A 19,344-nucleotide genomic window follows, 5' to 3' on the forward strand; every position below is an offset into this window, starting at 1 on the left:
GCCCCGGGATGCGCTCACCCCCGTCGCTCCCGGGGCACCGCCCGTTCACGAAGGGCGGGGCCCGCGGCATCCGGTGCGGTGCATCGCAAGGCGGCGAGCCGCCCGCGTACCGGGTGTACGCGGGCGATCCCGACAACGCAGCGGTGGGGGTCCCTCCCGCTCGGGCGAAGCCCGGAATGGGGAGCCGTGCCAGGCATCACGGGCCCGGCTCCCTCCCACTCGGACGAAGCCCGAAGTGGGGAGCCGTGCCAGGCCTCGCGGGCCGGCGGGACCTTCGAAAGACCCCTACGGGGCGAGAGCCCCGCGCAGCGCGTCGAGGGCCCGCGCGGCTACCTGCGGAGCGGCGTGGCTGTGCCGGGGCAGTTCCACGGCGGCGATCCCGCGATAGCCGGTCTCCCGCAGCGCGACCAGCGTGCCCCTCAGATCCAGTTCGCCCGTGCCGAATTCGAGGTGCTCATGGACTCCCTGCCGCATGTCGTCCAGCTGCACATTGACGAGCAGACCCGCGGCGCGGCGGATGCAGGCCGCCGCGTCGACGGGCTCGACCGCGACGCAGTGGCCGACGTCCAGGGTGATGCCCAGCAGTGCCGGGTCGCCCAGTTCCGCCCTCAAGGCCAGCGCCTGCTCCAGGTGCTGGACGAACATGCCGGGTTCCGGTTCCAGGCCGAGCGGCACCCCGTACCGCTCGCACTCGTCCAGCACCGACTCGACACCCGACTTCACGCGCAGCCACGCCGTGTCCGCGGCGACGGTGGAGGGTCTGATCCCCGACCAGAACGAGACGCAGTCCGCATCGAGTTCGGCCGCCACGCGCACCGCGCACGACGTCACGGAATGCGTGGGCGGCAGCGACGAAATCCGGGCGAGCCAACTGCACCGGCGTTATGAGACAGCGTGCGACCCGAGGCTCAACCGGAGCCAGTCGCTCGATCTGGCGTTTCTCGTGGCCGAGATGCTCCGCGAACGTGCCGCCGGACCCGAGCGCGACATCACTTCGGAGGCACCCGGGCCGGCGAGGGAGGTGTGACGGAAAACGGCCCGGATCCCGCACGGAACCGAACCGCTCAGAGCATCCCGAGCCGCGTTAACCCGCCGTTATGCTGCCGAAAACCGGGCCTGACCAAACCAGTCCAGGGGCGCGCTCTCCGGCTCATCCAGGCACTGATCACCGCTGTCGAGGCCCAGCACGCCTGTTCGGCAGGAGCGGCAGGAGCCGCACCCCGGTCTCACCGTCGACGCAGAGCATCACCCCACTTCACCATCACGGCGCAAGGACAGGCAGTGGGGTTCCTCGTCCTCCAGGAACAGGACCGGAAAGAGCACGTCGCCACCGAGAAAGAACTCGCCGAGGCCAAGAAGTACTCCTGGGTCAGGATCCCTCGCTTCGACCACACCCCGGCCGAACGTCTCCGCATCGTGCTCAGCGGCGGCCAGCCGCACCGGGCCGGCGAATGGGCCGACACCCCCACGCCCTCTTGAGGACCAGCTCGCGGAGATCGTGCAAGAGGTCGGTCTCCGCGGAGAGGCGGCCGAACGCAAGCGTCAGGCCGACCTGGAGGAAGCACAGCAGCAGCGCCTGCGCTGGGAAGCCGCGAAGCGACGGGCAACGACCGAATGGGCAGAGGCATACCGTGTCCGGCACCTCGAAGCGCAAGAAGAAGCGTGGCGGCGCGCAGCGGGCCTGGCCGAGTACGGCAGCGCGCTCCGCCTCCACGCGGAGAGTCTGCCGACCTGGCCGGCCAGGGACGAAGCCGAGGCATGGATCTCATGGGCCGAGAGCCACATGACACGCCTGAACCCCCTCAACGGTTCACCGTTGCTGCCGGAGATCCCTGAACCCCGCCCCGAGGATCTCAAGCCGTTCATGCGCGGCTGGAGCCCCTACGGACCCACCTACTGAGCGCCCGCTCCGCCAGACATCCGGCCCACCGAACTACGGAGGCAGCATGCCTGCCGCCGCAATCAGCGGCGCCGGAATCCGGCTGATTTTCCTCAAGTTCCCGCAAAGCCAGCCCTCGGGAAGAGCGCATCCCACGTCGCATGACCTCCCCGAACAGCCAGGTGACGCCCCGCCAGAACGAGCGTCATTTGAGCGTCACGAGCGTCATTTCAGCGTCAAGATATCGCCCGTAACACCCACAGCGCACATAATGCACACGCATAAAATCGCAGGTCAGGACCCCTTCGCGGCCGGTTCAAGGATCGCCACGCACTCCACATGATGCGTCATCGGAAACAGGTCGAACGCCCGCAACGTCCGCACCCGGTACCCGCCCTCCCGGAAGTACGCCAGGTCCCGTGCCAGTGCCGCCGGATCGCAGGCCACGTATGCGATCCTCCGCGCCCCCAGAGACGAAAGGTGCTCGACCGTCTTCCGGCCTGCCCCCGTCCGCGGCGGGTCGAGGACGATCAGGTCGACCTCAGTGATGCCGGTGCGCGGCAGGACCGACTCGACCTTGCCCTGTTCGATGCGGACGCGGTCGAAGTCGGCCAGGTTGTGCCGGGCGTCCTCCACCGCTCGCTTTCCGGACTCGATGCCGAGCACCGCGCCCTTCTCACCGAGCCGGTCGGCGAGCGCGCCCGCGAAGAGGCCGACGCCGCAGTACAGGTCCAGCGCCGTCTCGCCCTTGCGCGGCAGCAGCCCCTGCATCACCGCCGTCACCAGCGTGTCCGCCGCCTTCGGGTGGACCTGCCAGAAGCCGCCGGCGCCCACGCGGTACGTGCGTCCGTCGGCGCGTTCGCGGACGAAGGGGCGGCCGTGGACGCGATGCACCCCGCCCGACCTCTCGTCGACCCGCAGCACCGACACCGGCCGGTCCAGCGCCACCAGCGGCAGCCGTGCGCCCGGCTCAGGCGTCAGGATCACCTGGCGGTCCTGCGATCCCGTCGCGGCGATCGCCTCGACGGAGTCCATGCCCGTCCAGTCCCGCTTCTCGACGCCCAACTCGCTGACGCCCTCGGCGGCGATCATGCAGTGGTCGATCGGCTCCACCTCGTGCGAGCGGTGTCGGCGCAGCCCCGCCCTGCCGGACGCGTCCACCGCGTACTGAACCCGCGTACGCCACTGCGGCACCGCACCCGCCGGCAGCTTGTCGCCCTCGGCCGGCACCACCGTGCCGTCCCAGCCCGCCTCCTCGGGCGTGAGGCCCGCGAGCCGGCTGAGCTGCTCGGCGATCACCTCGCCCTTCAGCCGGCGCTGCGCGCCCGGCTTGGCGTGCTGCCAGTCGCAGCCGCCGCAGCGGCCGGGGCCCGCGTACGGACAGGGTGCGTCTATGCGGTCCTTGGACGCCTCGAGCACCCGCACCGCGTCCGCGCGCAGGAAGCGGGCGCCCTCCTCGCCCTCCGTCACCCGCGCCACGACCCGCTCACCGGGCAGCGCGTGGCGGACGAAGAGGACCTGGCCCGCGTCCGTGCGGGCGATGCAGTGACCGCCGTGGGCGACGGGGCCGATCTCGACCTCGTACTCCTCCCCCACCAGCGACTTCTTCGGTTCTGCCTGCATGGCGGGACGACTCCAGATACGAGAAACGACTACGAGATACGGGCAACGACTGCGAGATACGAACAACGACCACGAAACGACGACGCGACCGGCTCGGCCGGACAACAGCCCACCAGTCTACGTGGGTGTTGTCCGGCCGTTCACCACAAGCCCGGGCGGCCTCAGACCTGCGAAGCCGACGACTCCTTGGCCCGTTCCTCCGCCGGACCACGTCGCACCGCGCCCGGCGCGTTCCACTCCTGCCGCCTGCGGGCCCGCAGCTTCGCCGCCTCCGAGGACTGCAGCTGGTACGGCACCGAGGTCACCATGACACCCGGCGTGAACAACAGGCGGCCCTTGAGCCGCAGGGCACTCTGGTTGTGCAACAGATGCTCGTACCAGCGGCCCACCACGTACTCGGGGATGATCACGGACACGGCGTCGCGCGGGGACTCGCGGCGCAGGCTCTTGACGTACTCGATCACAGGGCGCGTGATCTCGCGGTACGGCGAGTCGAGGATCTTCAGCGGTACGTCGATGCCGCGCCGCTCCCACTCGTCCCTGAGCGCCTTCGTCTCCGCCGGGTCGACGTTGACGCTGAGCGCCTCCAGGGTGTCCGTACGCAGCAGCTTCGCGTAGGCGAGGGCGCGCAGCGTGGGGCGGTGGATCTTGGAGATGAGCACCACCGAGTGGACCCGCGAGGGGCGGACGCTGTCGTCGCTCGGACCCTCGGGGGCGGCGAGCTCCTCGGCCACGCCGTCGTAGTGCCTGCGGATCGCGGTCATCGTCGCGTAGAAGATGCACATGCCCAGCAGGGCGACCCAGGCGCCGTGCGTGAACTTCGTGACCAGGACGACGACCAGCACCAGGCCGGTGAAGAAGGCGCCGAAGGCGTTGATGGCCCGCGAGCGCACCATGTGGCGGCGCTTGGCCTGGTCCTTCTCGGTGGCCAGGTGGCGGTTCCAGTGCTTGACCATGCCGGTCTGACTCAGCGTGAACGACACGAACACACCGACGATGTACAGCTGGATCAGCCGGGTCGAGTCGGCGCCGTAGATGACGATCAACAGGGTGGCCGCGCCCGCGAGCAGCACGATGCCGTTGGAGAAGGCGAGGCGGTCGCCGCGGGTGTGCAGCTGGCGGGGCAGATAGCGGTCCTGCGCAAGGATCGAGCCGAGCAGCGGGAAGCCGTTGTAGGCGGTGTTCGCGGCGAGGAAGAGCACCAGCGCGGTGGCCGCCGCGAGCACGACGAACAGGAGGCTGCCCTTGCCGAAGACGGCCTCGGCGACCTGCGAGATCACCGGGTTCTGCACATAGCCGGAGCCCAGCGCGACACCGTTGTGGAGCAGGTCGGCGGCCGGGTTCTCTGCCATGTGCACCTTGGTCGTCGTGGCCAGGGCGATGATGCCGCAGAACATCGTGACGGCGAGCAGGCCCATCATCGCCAGTGTGGTCGCCGCGTTCTTCGACTTGGGCTTGCGGAACGCCGGGACGCCGTTGGAGATCGCCTCGACGCCGGTGAGCGCCGCACAGCCGGAGGAGAAGGCGCGCAGCAGCAGGAAAACCAGCGCGAAGCCCGCTATGCCCTGGTGCTCGGCTTTGATCTGGTACGAGGCAGTGGGCGCCCGCATGGTGTCGCCGAGGGCCAGCCCGCGGAACGCGCCCCACATGATCATGATGAAGACGCCCGCGACGAAGACGTACGTCGGGATGGCGAACAGCGTGCCGGACTCCTTGACCCCACGCAGGTTCATCAGCGTGAGCAGCACGACCACGGCGACCGCGCAGGACACCTTGTGCTCGACGACGAACGGGATCGCCGAGCCCAGGTTCTCGATGCCCGACGCGATCGACACGGCCACCGTGAGGACGTAGTCGACGAGGAGGGCGCTGGCGACGGTCAGACCGGCCTTGGGGCCGAGGTTGGTGGTCGCCACCTCGTAGTCCCCGCCACCGCTCGGATACGCGTGCACGTTCTGCCGGTAGGAGGCGACCACCGTGAACATCAGCACGACGACCGCGACCGCGATCCAGGGGCTGAAGTGGTAGGCCGACACGCCCGCGATGGACAGGACCAGCAGTACTTCCCCCGGCGCGTACGCGACGGAGGACAGCGGGTCGGAGGCGAAGACGGGGAGTGCGATGCGCTTCGGCAGGAGCGTTTCCCCGAGCCGGTCACTGCGCAGGGCGCGCCCGATCAGGATGCGTTTGGGCACGTCGGTCAGTTTGGACACAACAGAGGATCGTAAGGGTTCGAACTGGGGACCCTCCACCCTCCGATGGAGATATGCCTCACGAGTGAAATCGCAGGGGGGCGGCGCTGCGGATTCCGCAGGTGCGGGATCCCCCATGCCTATATGACAGAACCCGTTCAGTTGCCGCCTTCGGAGGTTCCATGCATGCGACCGCGGAGTACCTCGCCGCCGCCGCCCGTTCGTCGGCCTCGGATTCCTGACTCCTCTCGGCTTCCGCGGCATCGGTTGCCAGTGATCGCACAAAGGCGTCCGGCGCGCGTGCACAGGGGTGCCCTACGCGGACCGTGCGTGTGTAGCTTGGGCGGCGGTCTGAGACCCTGTCCTTGGCGTTTCGACTGAGCCGTGACCATTGACACCGGAAGGACGGTCGTGCACATCGTCATCATGGGCTGCGGAAGAGTGGGTTCCGCTCTTGCCCAGACCCTGGAGCAACGGGGGCACACGGTCGCCGTGATCGACCAGGACCCCACCGCCTTCCGACGGCTGGGCTCCGGGTTCGGCGGCCGCCGCGTCACCGGAGTCGGCTTCGACCAGGACACCCTGCGCGAGGCTGGTATCGAGGACGCCGGTGCTTTCGCCGCGGTCTCCAGCGGCGACAACTCGAACATCATCGCCGCGCGCGTGGCCCGCGAGATGTTCGGCATCGAGAACGTCGCGGCCCGTATCTACGACCCCCGCCGTGCCGAGGTCTACCAGCGTCTCGGCATCCCGACCGTCGCCACGGTCCGCTGGACGGCGGACCAGATGCTGCGCCGTCTGCTGCCGTCGGGGGCCGAGCCGCTGTGGCGCGACCCCACCGGCGGCGTCCAGCTCGCCGAGGTGCACGCCTCGCCGAAGTGGGTCGGCCACAAGATCAGCACACTGCAGGAGGAGACGGGCGTCCGGGTGGCGTTCCTCACCAGGCTGGGCGAGGCCATGCTGCCCACCTCGCAGACGGTGCTGCAGGAGGGCGACCTGGTGCACGTGATGATGCGGACGGACGACGTCGACAAGGTCGAGACGGCGTTCACCGAGGGGCCTGAAGGGGAGGGCGGTCACTGATGAGGGTCGCCATTGCCGGTGCCGGTGCCGTGGGTCGTTCGATCGCGGGCGAGCTCCTGGAGAACGGGCACGAGGTCCTGTTGATCGACAAGGCGCCGACCGCGATCTCGGTCGAGCGCGTCCCCCAGGCGGAGTGGCTGCTGGCCGACGCCTGCGAGATCACGTCCCTGGACGAGGCGGCGCTGCAGCGCTGCAACGTGGTGATCGCCGCGACGGGCGACGACAAGGTGAACCTGGTCGTGTCCCTGCTGGCCAAGACGGAGTACGGCGTCCCGCGCGTCGTCGCCCGCGTCAACAACCCCAAGAACGAGTGGCTCTTCAACGAGGCATGGGGCGTGGACGTGGCCGTCTCCACCCCGCGCCTGATGTCGGCGCTGGTCGAGGAGGCGGTGAGCGTCGGCGACCTGGTCCGGCTGCTCCGCTTCAGCCACGGCGACGCGAACCTGGTCGAGCTGACCCTGCCCCCGGAGTCGGCCCTCGCCGGCACGCAGGTCGGCGACGTCCAGTGGCCGGAGGACACGTCCCTGGTGACGATCATCCGCGGTACCCGGGTCCTGACGCCGTCCCAGGAGGACTCCCTGGAGGCAGGCGACGAACTCCTGTTCGTGGCGGCCCAGGCCCGCGAGGAGCAGCTGGAGGAGTTGCTGTCGGTGCGGCGCGAGGACGGCTAGGACCGGCCGGGACCTGTCCGACGATCATGTACGGAGCCAGAGGTGGCCGTCCGCCGCGTGACCCTTGCGCAAGCGGGCGGCCTGGCACGCCCTAGGACACGGCCCGGCGGCGACGGCGGTACACCACCGCTCCGGCCACGGCCGCCACGGCGACCAGGACCGTCGGGATCAGCACCGCGGGCCGCACAGCCGACCGGTGCGGCGGAGCCGGTGACGCCTCCGGCGGGATGCCGGCGATGTCGTTGCCGGGCGTGCGGTCGTAGGGGTTGTACGTCCGGATGGTGCCGTGGGCGCCCGGCACCTGCCGGTCGATGCGGAAGCGGAAGCCCACGGTGGTCGTCCCGTCGCCCCCCGGCCAGAACACGTCGCTGTTGAGATCGCAGACGAAGGCCCCGCCCGGCTTCTCCGGCCGGTTGCACGCCCACTTCCCGTCCGTGTCCTCGAAAGTGAACGGGACGGACGTGACCGTGGTGCCCTTCGGCGGGACCACCTCGAAGCGGCCCTTCTCGTCAACCAGCCTGCCGGGGCCGAGATCGCGCACCCCGAGCGTCACGCTCACCGTGTCGCCGACCCGCCCCCGCACGGTGCCGGTGACCGCCGCGTAGTCGGCCTGCACGGTGGTCTCCACGACGGTGACGGCGCCGGTGCCGTCGCGGAGACCTCGTTCGGGCGTCCTGGCCAGCGTGAGCGGGGCGCCTGTACCGCGTACCGTGAGCTCGGCGGGCTGCTGCGGGTCGGACGACCAGGAGTAGTCCAACGTGCCGGTCAGCTCCTCGGGGACGGCCGTGAAGGTGAAGGGCGAGCTCGTGCGGTAGGCGGTGCCCGGGGCGGCCTTCGTCGGGAACGTGCACCAGGCAGAGGTGAACGTCGGGTTGTAGGAGCAGTTGCGGGGACGAGACGTCAGCACCAAGCCGCCCTGCGCGTTGATCCGTAGGGCGATGCCGCGCTCCGTGGAGAAGCGGCTGGGGTTGGAGAACCTCGGCGTCAGCGACGCGGACTTTCCCGGCTCCAACCCGGCCACCTTCCCCTGCTCATCGGGCGAGTACAGCGTGGGCCCCCCGACGATCATGCGGGTGGTACCGGTGACGGAGGTCGCGTCGTCCGCGCTCGCGGTGTACGTGACCGTCCCGCTGTCGCCCGGCTCCGTCCCGTCCACGCCGTGGACGGTGAAGGGCGGCATGCTCTCCCCGTCGTTCTGCAGGGTGCCGTACTCGCACGTCCACACCCAGCCCCCGCCGGTGCAGTTGTTGCCGCTGCCCTTCCCCACACGGGCCACCCCCTCCAGCCCCGACGCGTCCACCACGACCTTGATGTTCCGGGCCGGTTCGGTGTTCCCGGGCACGACGGCGACGGGCAGGACGAACCCGCTGTTCCCGGCCTCGGCGCCCTCGTCGGCGTTGTACATGATGAAGGTGCCAGGGGCCTCGAGCCGCAGCTCGACCTCGCCGGACCCGTCAGCGACGGCGGGCGCGGCGGCCGTGAGGAGGAGTGCGGCGAGGGGCGCGACGAAGGCTCCCCACCACCTGCCCTTCCGCGTGCGTGCGGCCGGTATCGGCATGCGGGGCACTATGCCATCCGCCTCCGGCGGCCCCTGGGAGGGGCCGACCGTCGTGGGACGGCTTCCACGCAGACCGCTCCGGCCCGGTGCCGTTCGTCGCGACCGATCCGGACGAGAGCCTGGCTGCCCGGCTCGACGCCGACCCCGTCACCGGGCGCCGTACCCTCGACCTGTCACCTGTCACCTGTCACCTGTCCTACGGTGAAGGACGGCATTCTCGGGCCGTACGACCTGGTCCACGCCCCGGCTGCGTCCATCACCCGCCCAGCGCCGCGTCAGCGAACACGACGCACCAGCGGCCCGCCGGCCGGCGACCCGGCGGCCAGTGGAGCCCAGGGTGTCCGTCCCCGACCGGCAAAGAACCCGGAACCCGGTCGTGACCCACGTTCGGGCCACGACCCGGCAACTGGCGGTGCGGCTGGGTGGTCGAAGTCGGCTGAGCACCGCTGGGCCGTTACCGGGGGCGGGTCAGCCGGCGGAGCGCTCGTCGGTCGAGCGGCGGCGCAGCGCGGTCTGCTGGACGGCGGGCGGGTTGTAGGCCATGTCGAGCACCCCGATGTCGGTGCCGGGAGGCACGATGGCGTCGATCCGGTCGAGGACCTCGTCGTTCAGCGTGGTCTTCGCACCGGCGAGAAGGTCATCGAGGTGCTCCATGGTGCGCGGGCCGATGATCGCGGAGGTGACGCCGGGGTGGGCGATCGCGAAGGCCATGGCCAGGTGCGTCAGCGACATCCCCGCCTCTTCGGCGAGGGGGATGAGCTGTTCGACGGCGTCGAGCCGCCGCTCGTCGCTCAGGTGCTTGAAGCCGAAGCCGGCCCGGTGACTGTCGCTCTGCCGGCCCTTGCGGTAGCGGCCGGTGAGCAGGCCCCCCGCGAGGGGGCTGTAGACCAGGGTGCCCATGCCGTAGCGCTCGCAGACGGGCAGTATCTCGCGTTCGATGCCGCGGTTGAGGATCGAGTACGTCGGCTGCTCGGTGCGGAACCGCTCCAGGACGCGCCGCTCGGCGACCCACTGTGCCTCGACGATGTCCGAGGCGGGGAATGAGGAGGTGCCGATGGCCCGGACCTTGCCCGCGCGTACCAGGTCGCTGAGGGCGGAGAGGGTCTCTTCCACGTCGGTGTCCGGCGCGGGCCGGTGGATCTGGAACAGATCGACGTGGTCGGTCCCCAGGCGGCGCAGGGAGTCCTCCAGCGCGCGGACCAGCCAGCGCCGCGAGTTGCCCTGCTGGTTGGGGTCGTCCCCCATCGGGAGGTGGGCCTTGGTGGCCAGCACGACGTTGTCGCGGCGGCCCTTGAGGGCCTTGCCGACGATCTCTTCGGACTCGCCGCGTGAGTAGGCGTCGGCGGTGTCGACGAAGTTGATGCCCGCGTCCAGCGCCTTGTGGATGATGCGTACGGAGTCGTCGTGGTCGGGGTTGCCTATGGCGCCGAACATCATCGCGCCCAGGCAGTAGGGGCTGACCTTGATGCCGGTTCGGCCCAGCGTGCGGTACTGCATGGTTCTCCTCGTGCGTTGACCGGTGCCCGCTGCAGCGCGATACGCTTGCGTAAGCGGAACGGCGTTCCGCCAAGACGATACGGAACGTTGTTCCGGTTAGCAAGAGGAGTGCACCGTGCCCGATGGCCCGACGGATGGGGGGCGTTCCCGCCAGCGCGTGCGCGCCGACGCACAGCGCAGCATCGACACGCTGCTCACCGCGGCTGCCGAGGTGTTCACCGCCTCCGGCGTGGACGCCCCCGTGCGACAGATCACCGCCAAGGCGGGCGTGGGAGCAGGCACTCTCTATCGGCACTTCCCGCAGCGCTCGGACCTCATCGCCGCGGTCTTCCGCCACGAAGTCGACGCCTGCGCCGACGCCGCACCCTCCCTCGCAGCCCAGCACGAACCGGTCGAAGCGCTCGCCCGGTGGTTGCAGCGCTTCGCGGGCTTCATCGCCACGAAACGCGGACTCAGCGCCGCCCTGCACTCAGGAGACCCGGCCTACGACAGCCTGCCCTCCTACTTCCAGCAGCGCTTCGAGCCCGTCCTCGGCGCACTCCTCGACACCGCGGCGAAAGCCGGCCGCATCCGCTCCGACATCGATCCCGAAGACCTGCTGCGCGCCGTAGGCAACCTGACCCGGCCCGCCCAGGAAGACGACGGACACACGCAGCGCATGATCGCCCTGCTCATCGACGGACTCCGCTACGGCACCCACACTCAGGAAACCCGCTGAGTGAGTGTTTGAGGGTGTCTGAGGCCGGTCAACAATTGCTGCACATGCCGCTGTGCGGTGGATGGGCCCTGTGACACGCCCGGCTCCCTCTTCTTCGGCACCGCCACCACCGCAGTGCTGGTGATCCGTCTCCGCACGTGATCGTCCGGACAGGTCCTGGCCGAAGTGGAGTCCGGGGGCGCAGATCCGGGGCGCCCGCACCACACCGGGACTAGGACTCCCGGCGGTGCCGCCCCGCAGACGCCTCGCGTTCCCCCGCAGACGCCTCGCGCTCCCCCGCAACAGTCTTCTGCTCCTTCGCGGCGGCCTCCTCCGCCTCCATCTCCGCGAAGACATCGATCGGCGCCGGCGCCTTCGCCAGGAACACCCACGTGAGCCAGACGGCGAGCAGGAACGGCGGGATCTTCAACGCGACGAGGATCCAGCCGAGTTGGGCGGTGTTGGCCCACCAGTACAGGGGGAAAAGGATCGCGCACTTGGCGAGCAGGATCAGCCCCCAGGCCCAACTCGCCTTGGTGTACGCCTTCTTGCGGCCCGGGTTGCGGGTGCGCCAGGAGAGGTTCTCCTTGAAGACGGGACCGAGGATCAGGCCGATCAGGGGGACTCCGGCGAGCGTGGTGATGATGTACGCCAGGGCCAGCCCCAGCGTGTAGAGCATGCCCGGCAGATAGAAGTCCTTTGCGTTGCCGGTCATCATCGCGAAGACCACGCCGAACGCCACGCCGAACACACCGCTGAAGGCGTGCTTGACGGTGTCCCTCCTGACCAGGCGCACGACCACCAGCAGCAGTGACACCGCGAGCGCGGCGATCGCCGACCAGTGCAGGTCCTTGTTGATCGTGAAAATGGTGACGAAGAGGAGGCCGGGCACCACGGTCTCGACCATGCCGCGGGCCCCGCCGAACGCCTCGAAGAGCGCGGCCTCGGTCACCGCCCGCGAATCGTGCTGGGCGTCTTCGGTCGGCTTCTCGAGTGACGTCACCGGCTACTCCCGTCCGAGTGGTCTGAGTTCGTATTTCGGATTGAACAGCACTCTGCGGCCCCGGCTCATCGAGATCCGGCCCGACGCGATCAGCTTGCGTCCCGGCTCTATGCCGACGATGGAGCGCCTGCCGAGCCACACCACGTCCAGGGCCGCCGAGCCGTCGAACAACTCGGCCTCCAGCGCCGGCACACCGGCCCGCGGGCGCAGCGTGACCGTGCGCAAGGTACCAGTAACCGTGACGATCTGCCGGTCGTGGCAGTCGCCGATCCGCGTACAGCCCGCGGTCTCGGCGTCCTCGCGCAGTTCCTCCGACTCCAGGTCCTCCTGCGACGAGGAAAGCCGGTCGAGCATGCGCCGGAGCCGGCTGACCGGCTTTTCGGAACGAGGAACGGCAATCATACCGAAAGCGTACCGGGGTGCGCCGACACGGACGCACCCATGGCGCCGCCCCTGCCTCCCCGGCTCACCTCTCGAACCGGTAGCCCATGCCGGGTTCGGTGATGAAGTGCTGCGGATGCGACGGGTCCGACTCCAGCTTCCGCCGCAGCTGGGCCATGTACACCCGCAGGTAGTTCGTCTCTGTCCCGTAGGACGGCCCCCACACCTCCTGCAGCAGCTGCTTCTGGCTGACCAGGCGGCCCGTGTTGCGCACGAGCACCTCCAGCAGATGCCACTCCGTGGGGGTGAGACGTACGTCCCTCCCGGCGCGGTTGACCTTCTTCGCGGCCAGGTCGACGGTGAAGCCCTCGGTCTCCACGATCACGTCGTCCTCGCCGCTCCCGTTCGGCTCGGCCCGGCGGACGGCGGCACGGAGGCGGGCCAGCAGCTCGTCCATGCCGAACGGCTTGGTGACGTAGTCGTCGGCTCCCGCGTCCAGCGCCTCGACCTTCTCGTCCGAGGAGTGGCGGGCGGACAGCACCAGGATCGGTACCCGGGTCCAGCCGCGCAGACCCTTGATCACCTCGACGCCGTCCATGTCCGGCAGCCCGAGGTCCAGCACCACGGCATCGGGGTGGCGGGCGGCGGCGAGCTGGAGCGCTGTCGTGCCGTCGGGGGCCGCGTCGACCTCGTACTTGCGCGCCTTCAGGTTGATCACGAGGGCGCGCACGATCTGCGGTTCGTCGTCGACCACGAGCACCCGGGTCATGTGGTTTGCCTTTCTGGTTCGGCGTGTCGTACGGGGCCGTGCAGGCTCTCCACAGCCCGGAGAGTGAGGACCATCGTGAGCCCGCCGCCGGGGGTGTCCTCGGCGTTCAGGGTGCCGCCCATGGCCTCGGCGAAGCCGCGGGCGACCGCCAGGCCGAGACCGACGCCGGCGCCGCGCGGGGCGTCGCCGTAGCGCTGGAACGGCTCGAAGATCCGTTCCTTCGCATCGTCGGGCACTCCGGGACCACGGTCGACGACGCGGACCTCCACGCGGTCGGCGAGGACGCTCGCGGAGACCAGCACGGGCGCCCCCAGGGGGCTGTACTTGACCGCGTTCTCGACGAGGTTGGCGACCGTGCGCTCCAGGAGCCCGGCGTCCACCTCGACCATCGGCAGGGTCTCCGGGATGTCCAGCTCCACGCTGTCCTCGGGCACCCCGCCGAGCGCCATCGGGACCACCTCGTCCAGATCGACCTCCCGGATCAACGGGGTGACGGTGCCGGTCTGCAGCCGCGACATGTCCAGCAGGTTGCCCACCAGGTGGTCGAGCCGGTCGGCGCCCTCCTCGATCGCCGCCAGCAGTTCGGCGCGGTCCTCCTCGGACCACTCCACGTCGTCCGACCGCAGCGAGGTCACCGACGCCTTGATGCCCGCCAGCGGGGTGCGCAGATCATGGCTCACGGCAGCCAGCAGTGCGGTGCGGATGCGGTTGCCCTCGGCCAGCGCGCGGGCCTGTTCGGCCTCCTGCTGCAGCCGCTGACGGTCCAGGGCGACCGCGGCCTGCGCGGCGAAGGCGGCCAGCACCCGGCGGTCCGCAGCGGGCAGGACGCGACCGGACAGCGTCAGCGCCATGTGGTCCCCGACCGGTACGTCCACGTCGGCGTCCTCCGGTCGTCCGATGGGCGCGCCCGAACCCACGCGGCCGGCGCAGGTCCACGGGTCGACCTCGCTCGTCCGTTCCAGCAGCGCCGCCGACTCCATGGCGAAGGTCTCGCGCACCCGTTCCAGGATCTCTTCCAGACTGGTCTCGCCGCGCAGCACGCTGCCCGCGAGGAAGGAGAGGATCTCCGACTCGGCGCGCAGCCGCGCCGCCTGGTGCGTACGGCGGGCCGCCAGATCCACCACGGAGGCCACCGACACCGCGACCGCGACGAAGATCACGATGGCGACGATGTTCCTCGGATCGGCGATGGTCAGCCGGTGCAGCGGGGGTGTGTAGTAGTAATTCAGCAGCAGCGAGCCCAGCGCCGCCGAGGCGAGCGCCGGAAACAGCCCGCCGAGCAGGGCCGACGCCACGGTCAGCGCCAGGAACAGCAGCATGTCGTTGGCGAGACCGAGGTGAACGTTGTTCAGCAGCAGCGCGAGCCCGACCGGCCCGACGACGCCGACCAGCCAGCCCGCCACGATGCGCGTACGGCCGAGGCGCGCTCCCCGGGCCACCGGGAGACCGCGCCCCTTGGCGACCTCCTCGTGGGTGACGATGTGCACGTCGAGGTCGGGGCCCGACTCGCGGGCCACCGTGGCGCCGACGCCCGGTCCGAAGACGTACTGCCAGGCCTTGCGGCGCGAGGAGCCGAGGACGATCTGGGTGGCGTTGGCGCCGCGCGCGAAGTCCAGCAGGGCCGCCGGGATGTCGTCGCCCACCACGTGGTGGAAGGTGCCGCCCAGGTCCTCGACGAGGGTGCGCTGGACGGCCAGCTCCTTGGGGGAGGCCGAGGTGAGTCCGTCGCTGCGGGAGATGTAGACGGCCAGCACCTCGCCGCCGGCGCCCTTCTCCGCCAGCCGCGCGGCCCGGCGGATCAGGGTCCGCCCCTCCGGGCCTCCTGTCAGGCCCACGACGATCCGCTCGCGCGAGCCCCAGATCGTCGACACCCGGTGCTCGCTGCGGTACTCGGTCAGGTACTCGTCGACCCGGTCGGCCACCCACAGCAGTGCCAGCTCCCGCAGCGCGGTCAGGTTCCCGGGCCGGAAGTAGTTGGACAAGGCCGCGTCGACCTTGTCCGACTTGTAGATGTTGCCGTGGGCCATCCGCCGTCGCAGCGCCTGCGGCGACATGTCGACCAGCTCGATCTGGTCCGCGCGTCGCACCACCTCGTCCGGGATGGTCTCGCGCTGCCGTATGCCCGTTATGGACTCGACGACGTCACCGAGGGACTCCAGGTGCTGGATGTTGACCGTCGAGACCACGTCGATCCCGGCGGCCAGCAGCTCCTCGGCGTCCTGCCAGCGCTTGGCGTTGCGGGAGCCCGGGACATTGGTGTGGGCGAGTTCGTCCACCAGGGCGACAGCGGGGGCCCGACGCAGGACGGCGTCCACGTCCATCTCGGTGAAGACCGAGCCTCGGTGGACGAGCTCCTTGCGGGGTATCTGCTCCAGGCCGTGCAGCATCACCTCGGTGCGCGGGCGGTCGTGGTGCTCGACGAAGGCCACCACGCAGTCCGTGCCGCGCTCGACGCGCCGGTGTGCCTCGGACAGCATGGCGTAGGTCTTGCCCACGCCCGGTGCCGCACCGAGGTAGATCCGAAGCTTGCCGCGTCCCATGGCCCCATTGTCTTCCCGTCGCAGCTGTGGACGCTGCGTACGCTGCGTCGACCTTACGGCCAATAATCACGGCAAATGGGACGTGCGTCCTGAGGCGGGACGTCTTTGACGGAACCCTGATACGTCCACCGGACCCTGCGGACGGTACGGCGGCCGAGGCCGGAACCGGTCAGGCGCCACGGCCGCCGTACGCAGGTCAGGCGGGGTTGTCCCCGTGCGTCAGGGTCTCCCAGGCCACGAAGAGGTTGTTGCTGCCCGCCGGACGATTCTGCTGGGTCAGCGCCTGGGTGTTGGTCATCGCGATGCCCAGGCGGTTGTGGAGGGCGTTGTAGCCGACCTCGGTGACCGGTCCGAGGCCGAGGGTGAGCGAGCCGCCGCAGAGCCAACTCGGCACGGTGGCGCCCAGCTGGTACTTGGACTGGAAACCGAGCGCCTGCCGCAGCCGCTCGCCGACGTCCGTGCCGTACAGGTCCTGCCCCTGGATCCGGCTGGTCTCGGCGATGTGCGAGATGGCGGCGACGCCGTACCCGGTGTGCGTGAAGTCGCGGCAGGTCTCCTGGGTGAGTCCGGTGACGAAGGTCGACTGCCCCTGCCAGTAGCTGACGATCTTGTCCTTGGTGTCGAGGTTCTGGCTGGGCACGGTCTTGGGCAGATCACCGTCGGATGCGAGGTAGACGTAGGCGGCCGTTCGGGTCCGGAACTTCGCCACGGCCTTGTCGTACGACGACTTGTCCTCGAGGAAGACGGAGATGCCGACGGCGGCGTCCATCATCGACAGTTCCCAGTTGCCGTTGGAGTTGGAGCCGTTGATCACCTCGGGCAGGTAGACGTCACGGAGCACGGTCGCGAAGCGGCCGGAGTTCGCCCACGTTCCCGTGTAGGTGTACTTGATGATCTCCGCGGCCTTGGGCCAGGAGGAGCCCGCCCAGCCGGTCTGCAGGGGCGCGTTGCTGTTGGTGTGCTCCTTGATGACGGCCGACCAGGCGTCCATGAGCTGGATGGACTTCTTCGCGTACCGGTCGTCGCGGGTGATGTACCAGGCGAGGGCGTTGGTGTACGCGGCGATCGCGTCCTCGCGCTCGTCGGTGCAGCCGTAGTTCGGATTCGAGTACGAGCCACACTCGACGGTGGCGCGGGGCTTCGCCGTGCGGTTCAGATCGGCGTACTTGCTCGCCATCATCTGGTCGAAGGCACCCTTCCAGGGCTGGGCACCTGCGTCGACCTTGCCGCGGGCGAAGTCCAACTGGGCCCTGGAGACGGTGACTCCGGGGTGGACGAAGGTGGTGGGGGCGGCGTCGGCGCGGTGGGCTCCCGGCCGGAGCAGGAGACCGCCGACCAGAGCGGCGACCAGCGTGACGAACAGCAAGGCCCGGGATCTGCGGCGATGACGTGGGGGTGCAGCAGGCATACGACAGCCATCCGTTCTCATACATGAACGATGAGCGTCTTTTTGAACGCTCGCGATGGCCGGAGACCATAGGTACAGACCAACTGCCCGTCAAGGGTCCGCACACGAGGACACGAAGAGGCCGTACCCCTCGACGGGGTACGGCCTGTTGTCGGTTTGTCCGTGAAGGTGTCAGCGGACCTCGGTGATCTCGGGTCCGCGCTGCAACTGCCCCATGCCGCCGGAGAAGCGAGAGCCGGCCTCCTCCTGCTGCACGCCCTCGGGCACCATCTGCGCGTCGTTCGGCAATTTCAGGACGATCGGATCGCGCGGCGCCATCGGGCCCTCGCCACGAACCACGACCGTGTCCCGGAAGATCTGCTCGAGCAGGCCCGCCGCCTGCGGCTGCACGGCGCCCTGACCAGAGATCACACCGCGCAGGAACCAGCGGGGACCGTCCACACCCACGAATCGCACGACCTGGAAACCGCCCGTGCCGTCCGGCAACTGCACCGGTACCTGAGCACGCAGCTCCCAACCCAGCGGCCCCTCGACCTCGTCGACGATGCCACCCTGCTGGGTGATACCGCTGGCGATCTCCTCACGCACCTCGCCCCAGATGCCCTCACGCTTGGGCGCGGCGAAGGCCTGCAACTGGACGGCGCTGTCCCGCAGCACGACGGTCGCCGCGACGATCGCGTCGCCCGCGACCTCGACCCGCAGCTCCATGCCCTCGACCCCGGGCACGAACAGACCTCCCAGGTCCACCCGGCCATCGCCGGGCTCGCGGACCTCGGAGCTGTCCCAGGGGCCGTCGGGACGCGGCTCCGGTTCGAGCCTCACGCGCTCGCGCTCGACCTCTTCGTCCGCCTCAGTGTCGACACCGTCGACGACCTGCTCGGCCTCGCCGGCCGCGTCCTCGGCGGCACCCTTCTTGTTGCGACGTCCGAACACGTCACTGTCCTTCCCGGTCGGATACGACCGAAGCGTATCGATTCCCACCCGCCCCGCCGCCCACGGCGCCATGACCGCCGGTGGACCCGAAGCCCCCCGCGGCCCGCGCCGAGTCGGGAAGCTCCGCCACCTCCTGGAAGCGGACCCTCTCGACCTGCTGGACGACCAGTTGGGCAATCCGGTCGAAGCGCTCGAACCGCACGGACTCGCGCGGGTCGAGATTCACCACGATCACCTTGATCTCTCCACGGTACCCGGCATCAACCGTCCCCGGGGCATTCACAAGGGCGACACCGCAGCGGGCGGCGAGACCGGAACGCGGATGTACAAAGGCCGCGTACCCCTCAGGCAGCGCGACAGACACGCCCGTGGGCAGTACGGCCCGCTCCCCGGGCTTCAGCTCACAGCTCTCGGTGGTGCGCAGATCGGCTCCCGCGTCGCCGGGGTGAGCGTACGCCGGAAGCGGTACGTCGGGGTCGATGCGCCGGATCAGCACGTTCACGGGGTCGCTGCTCACGGGTTCACCTCGAAGGCTCGGGACCGCCGGACCTGGTCCGGGTCGCTCATGGCCGCCTGGATCTCCTGCGGGCGGCCGTTGTCGATGAAGTGGCCGACCTTCACCTCGATGAAGAGGGCCTCCGCACGGACCGCGACGGGCCCGCCGGGGCCACCGATCCGTCCGGTCGCCCGCGAGTAGATCTTCCGGCCGGCCACCGCCGTCACCTCGGCCTCCAGATACAGCACGGTACCCACGGGCACCGGCCGTGCGAAGTCGGTCTCCAGCCGTCCGGTCACCGCGATGGTGCGCAGCAGCCAGTTCAGCGAGCCGAGGGTCTCGTCGAGGGCGGTGGCGAGGACCCCGCCGTGGGCAAGACCGGGTGCGCCCTGGTGGGCGGGCTGGACGGTGAACTCGGCGGTGATGGAGACGCCCTCGCCGGCTCGCGCCTGAAGGTGGAGTCCGTGAGGCTGTTCTCCCCCGCATCCGAAGCACTGCTCGTAGTGCGCGCCGAGCAGCTCGCCCGGCGCGGGGGCGTCGGGGTGCCGTATGGGCGCCACGGCGTCATCAGGGGGCGTCAGAGCTGCGGAAGTTCCACTCACAGGCGCAGACCT

General features: G+C 69.9%; 18 protein-coding genes and 1 pseudogene. 6 read left to right on the forward strand and 13 right to left on the reverse strand.

Annotated features, from left to right (window positions below):
- Positions 1–285: 285 nt before the first annotated feature.
- Entirely contained in the window at positions 286–831 is a 546-nt protein-coding gene (locus ACZ3TS_RS12580; protein ID WP_467616661.1) for a sugar phosphate isomerase/epimerase family protein, read from the reverse strand.
- Here ACZ3TS_RS12580 and ACZ3TS_RS12585 point away from each other — a divergent pair.
- The 3 genes and pseudogenes from ACZ3TS_RS12585 to ACZ3TS_RS12595 all read left to right on the forward strand — a co-directional run.
- Positions 815–967: pseudogene (locus ACZ3TS_RS12585) on the forward strand (3-deoxy-7-phosphoheptulonate synthase); the annotation flags it as partial. The gene ACZ3TS_RS12580 and the pseudogene ACZ3TS_RS12585 overlap by 17 nt on opposite strands.
- Before the next feature lie 314 nt (positions 968–1,281).
- Positions 1,282–1,479, forward strand: coding sequence for a hypothetical protein (locus tag ACZ3TS_RS12590; RefSeq protein ID WP_467616663.1), 198 nt, complete (start codon positions 1,282–1,284; stop codon positions 1,477–1,479).
- A gap of 19 nt (positions 1,480–1,498) precedes the next feature.
- Positions 1,499–1,900, forward strand: coding sequence for a hypothetical protein (locus ACZ3TS_RS12595; protein ID WP_467616666.1), 402 nt, complete (start codon positions 1,499–1,501; stop codon positions 1,898–1,900).
- Positions 1,901–2,173: 273 nt separating this feature from the next.
- On the opposite strand, the gene ACZ3TS_RS12600 is transcribed toward ACZ3TS_RS12595, so the two are convergent.
- Both ACZ3TS_RS12600 and ACZ3TS_RS12605 read right to left on the reverse strand, forming a co-directional pair.
- Positions 2,174–3,502, reverse strand: coding sequence for a class I SAM-dependent RNA methyltransferase (locus tag ACZ3TS_RS12600; RefSeq protein ID WP_467616669.1), 1,329 nt, complete (start codon positions 3,500–3,502; stop codon positions 2,174–2,176).
- A gap of 161 nt (positions 3,503–3,663) precedes the next feature.
- Complete coding sequence (locus ACZ3TS_RS12605) at positions 3,664–5,715, reverse strand: APC family permease (RefSeq protein ID WP_467616671.1); 2,052 nt, start codon at positions 5,713–5,715, stop codon at positions 3,664–3,666.
- 390 nt (positions 5,716–6,105) lie between these two features.
- Here ACZ3TS_RS12605 and ACZ3TS_RS12610 point away from each other — a divergent pair, with 390 nt between their 5' ends.
- Both ACZ3TS_RS12610 and ACZ3TS_RS12615 read left to right on the forward strand, forming a co-directional pair.
- Positions 6,106–6,777 carry a potassium channel family protein gene (locus tag ACZ3TS_RS12610; RefSeq protein ID WP_467616937.1) on the forward strand — a complete coding sequence of 224 codons (672 nt, stop codon included), beginning with the start codon at positions 6,106–6,108 and terminating at the stop codon, positions 6,775–6,777.
- Positions 6,777–7,448 carry a potassium channel family protein gene (locus tag ACZ3TS_RS12615; protein ID WP_467616673.1) on the forward strand — a complete coding sequence of 224 codons (672 nt, stop codon included), beginning with the start codon at positions 6,777–6,779 and terminating at the stop codon, positions 7,446–7,448. The genes ACZ3TS_RS12610 and ACZ3TS_RS12615 overlap by 1 nt, the downstream gene beginning before the upstream one ends.
- A 91-nt stretch (positions 7,449–7,539) precedes the next feature.
- Here the strand turns inward: ACZ3TS_RS12615 and ACZ3TS_RS12620 are convergent, their stop codons facing one another.
- Positions 7,540–9,006: a hypothetical protein gene (locus ACZ3TS_RS12620; RefSeq protein ID WP_467616676.1), complete on the reverse strand. Its 1,467-nt coding sequence runs from the start codon at positions 9,004–9,006 to the stop codon at positions 7,540–7,542.
- Positions 9,007–9,474: 468 nt separating this feature from the next.
- On the reverse strand, positions 9,475–10,503 hold the full coding sequence (locus tag ACZ3TS_RS12625; protein WP_467616678.1) for an aldo/keto reductase: 1,029 nt from the start codon (positions 10,501–10,503) through the stop codon (positions 9,475–9,477).
- A gap of 115 nt (positions 10,504–10,618) precedes the next feature.
- On the opposite strand from ACZ3TS_RS12625, the gene ACZ3TS_RS12630 reads away from it, so the two are divergent.
- The gene (locus ACZ3TS_RS12630) at positions 10,619–11,221 is read left to right on the forward strand and encodes a TetR/AcrR family transcriptional regulator (RefSeq protein WP_467616680.1); all 603 of its coding nucleotides are present in this window, start codon (positions 10,619–10,621) and stop codon (positions 11,219–11,221) included.
- Positions 11,222–11,432: 211 nt separating this feature from the next.
- Here the strand turns inward: ACZ3TS_RS12630 and ACZ3TS_RS12635 are convergent, their stop codons facing one another.
- From ACZ3TS_RS12635 to ACZ3TS_RS12670, 8 genes are all read right to left on the reverse strand, one after another.
- Positions 11,433–12,203 carry a DUF3159 domain-containing protein gene (locus tag ACZ3TS_RS12635; protein WP_467616681.1) on the reverse strand — a complete coding sequence of 257 codons (771 nt, stop codon included), beginning with the start codon at positions 12,201–12,203 and terminating at the stop codon, positions 11,433–11,435.
- 3 nt (positions 12,204–12,206) lie between these two features.
- Positions 12,207–12,605, reverse strand: coding sequence for an OB-fold nucleic acid binding domain-containing protein (locus tag ACZ3TS_RS12640; RefSeq protein WP_467616683.1), 399 nt, complete (start codon positions 12,603–12,605; stop codon positions 12,207–12,209).
- A 64-nt stretch (positions 12,606–12,669) separates the two neighbouring features.
- A complete protein-coding gene (locus ACZ3TS_RS12645; protein ID WP_467616687.1) occupies positions 12,670–13,353 on the reverse strand; it encodes a response regulator in 684 nt (227 codons plus the stop codon).
- Positions 13,350–15,893, reverse strand: coding sequence for an ATP-binding protein (locus ACZ3TS_RS12650; RefSeq protein ID WP_467616689.1), 2,544 nt, complete (start codon positions 15,891–15,893; stop codon positions 13,350–13,352). The genes ACZ3TS_RS12645 and ACZ3TS_RS12650 overlap by 4 nt, the downstream gene beginning before the upstream one ends.
- Before the next feature lie 196 nt (positions 15,894–16,089).
- Complete coding sequence (locus tag ACZ3TS_RS12655) at positions 16,090–17,301, reverse strand: alginate lyase family protein (RefSeq protein WP_467616692.1); 1,212 nt, start codon at positions 17,299–17,301, stop codon at positions 16,090–16,092.
- Between the two features lie 171 nt (positions 17,302–17,472).
- Complete coding sequence (locus ACZ3TS_RS12660; protein WP_467616695.1) at positions 17,473–18,234, reverse strand: DUF3710 domain-containing protein; 762 nt, start codon at positions 18,232–18,234, stop codon at positions 17,473–17,475.
- A 1-nt stretch (position 18,235) separates the two neighbouring features.
- Positions 18,236–18,751: a dUTP diphosphatase gene (gene dut, locus ACZ3TS_RS12665; protein ID WP_467616698.1), complete on the reverse strand. Its 516-nt coding sequence runs from the start codon at positions 18,749–18,751 to the stop codon at positions 18,236–18,238.
- Positions 18,748–19,332 (reverse strand): PaaI family thioesterase, encoded by a 585-nt coding sequence (locus tag ACZ3TS_RS12670; RefSeq protein ID WP_467616700.1) that lies wholly within the window; start codon positions 19,330–19,332, stop codon positions 18,748–18,750. The genes dut and ACZ3TS_RS12670 overlap by 4 nt, the downstream gene beginning before the upstream one ends.
- Positions 19,333–19,344 lie beyond the last annotated feature (12 nt).

Source organism: Streptomyces sp. NPDC022910 (assembly GCF_055561075.1).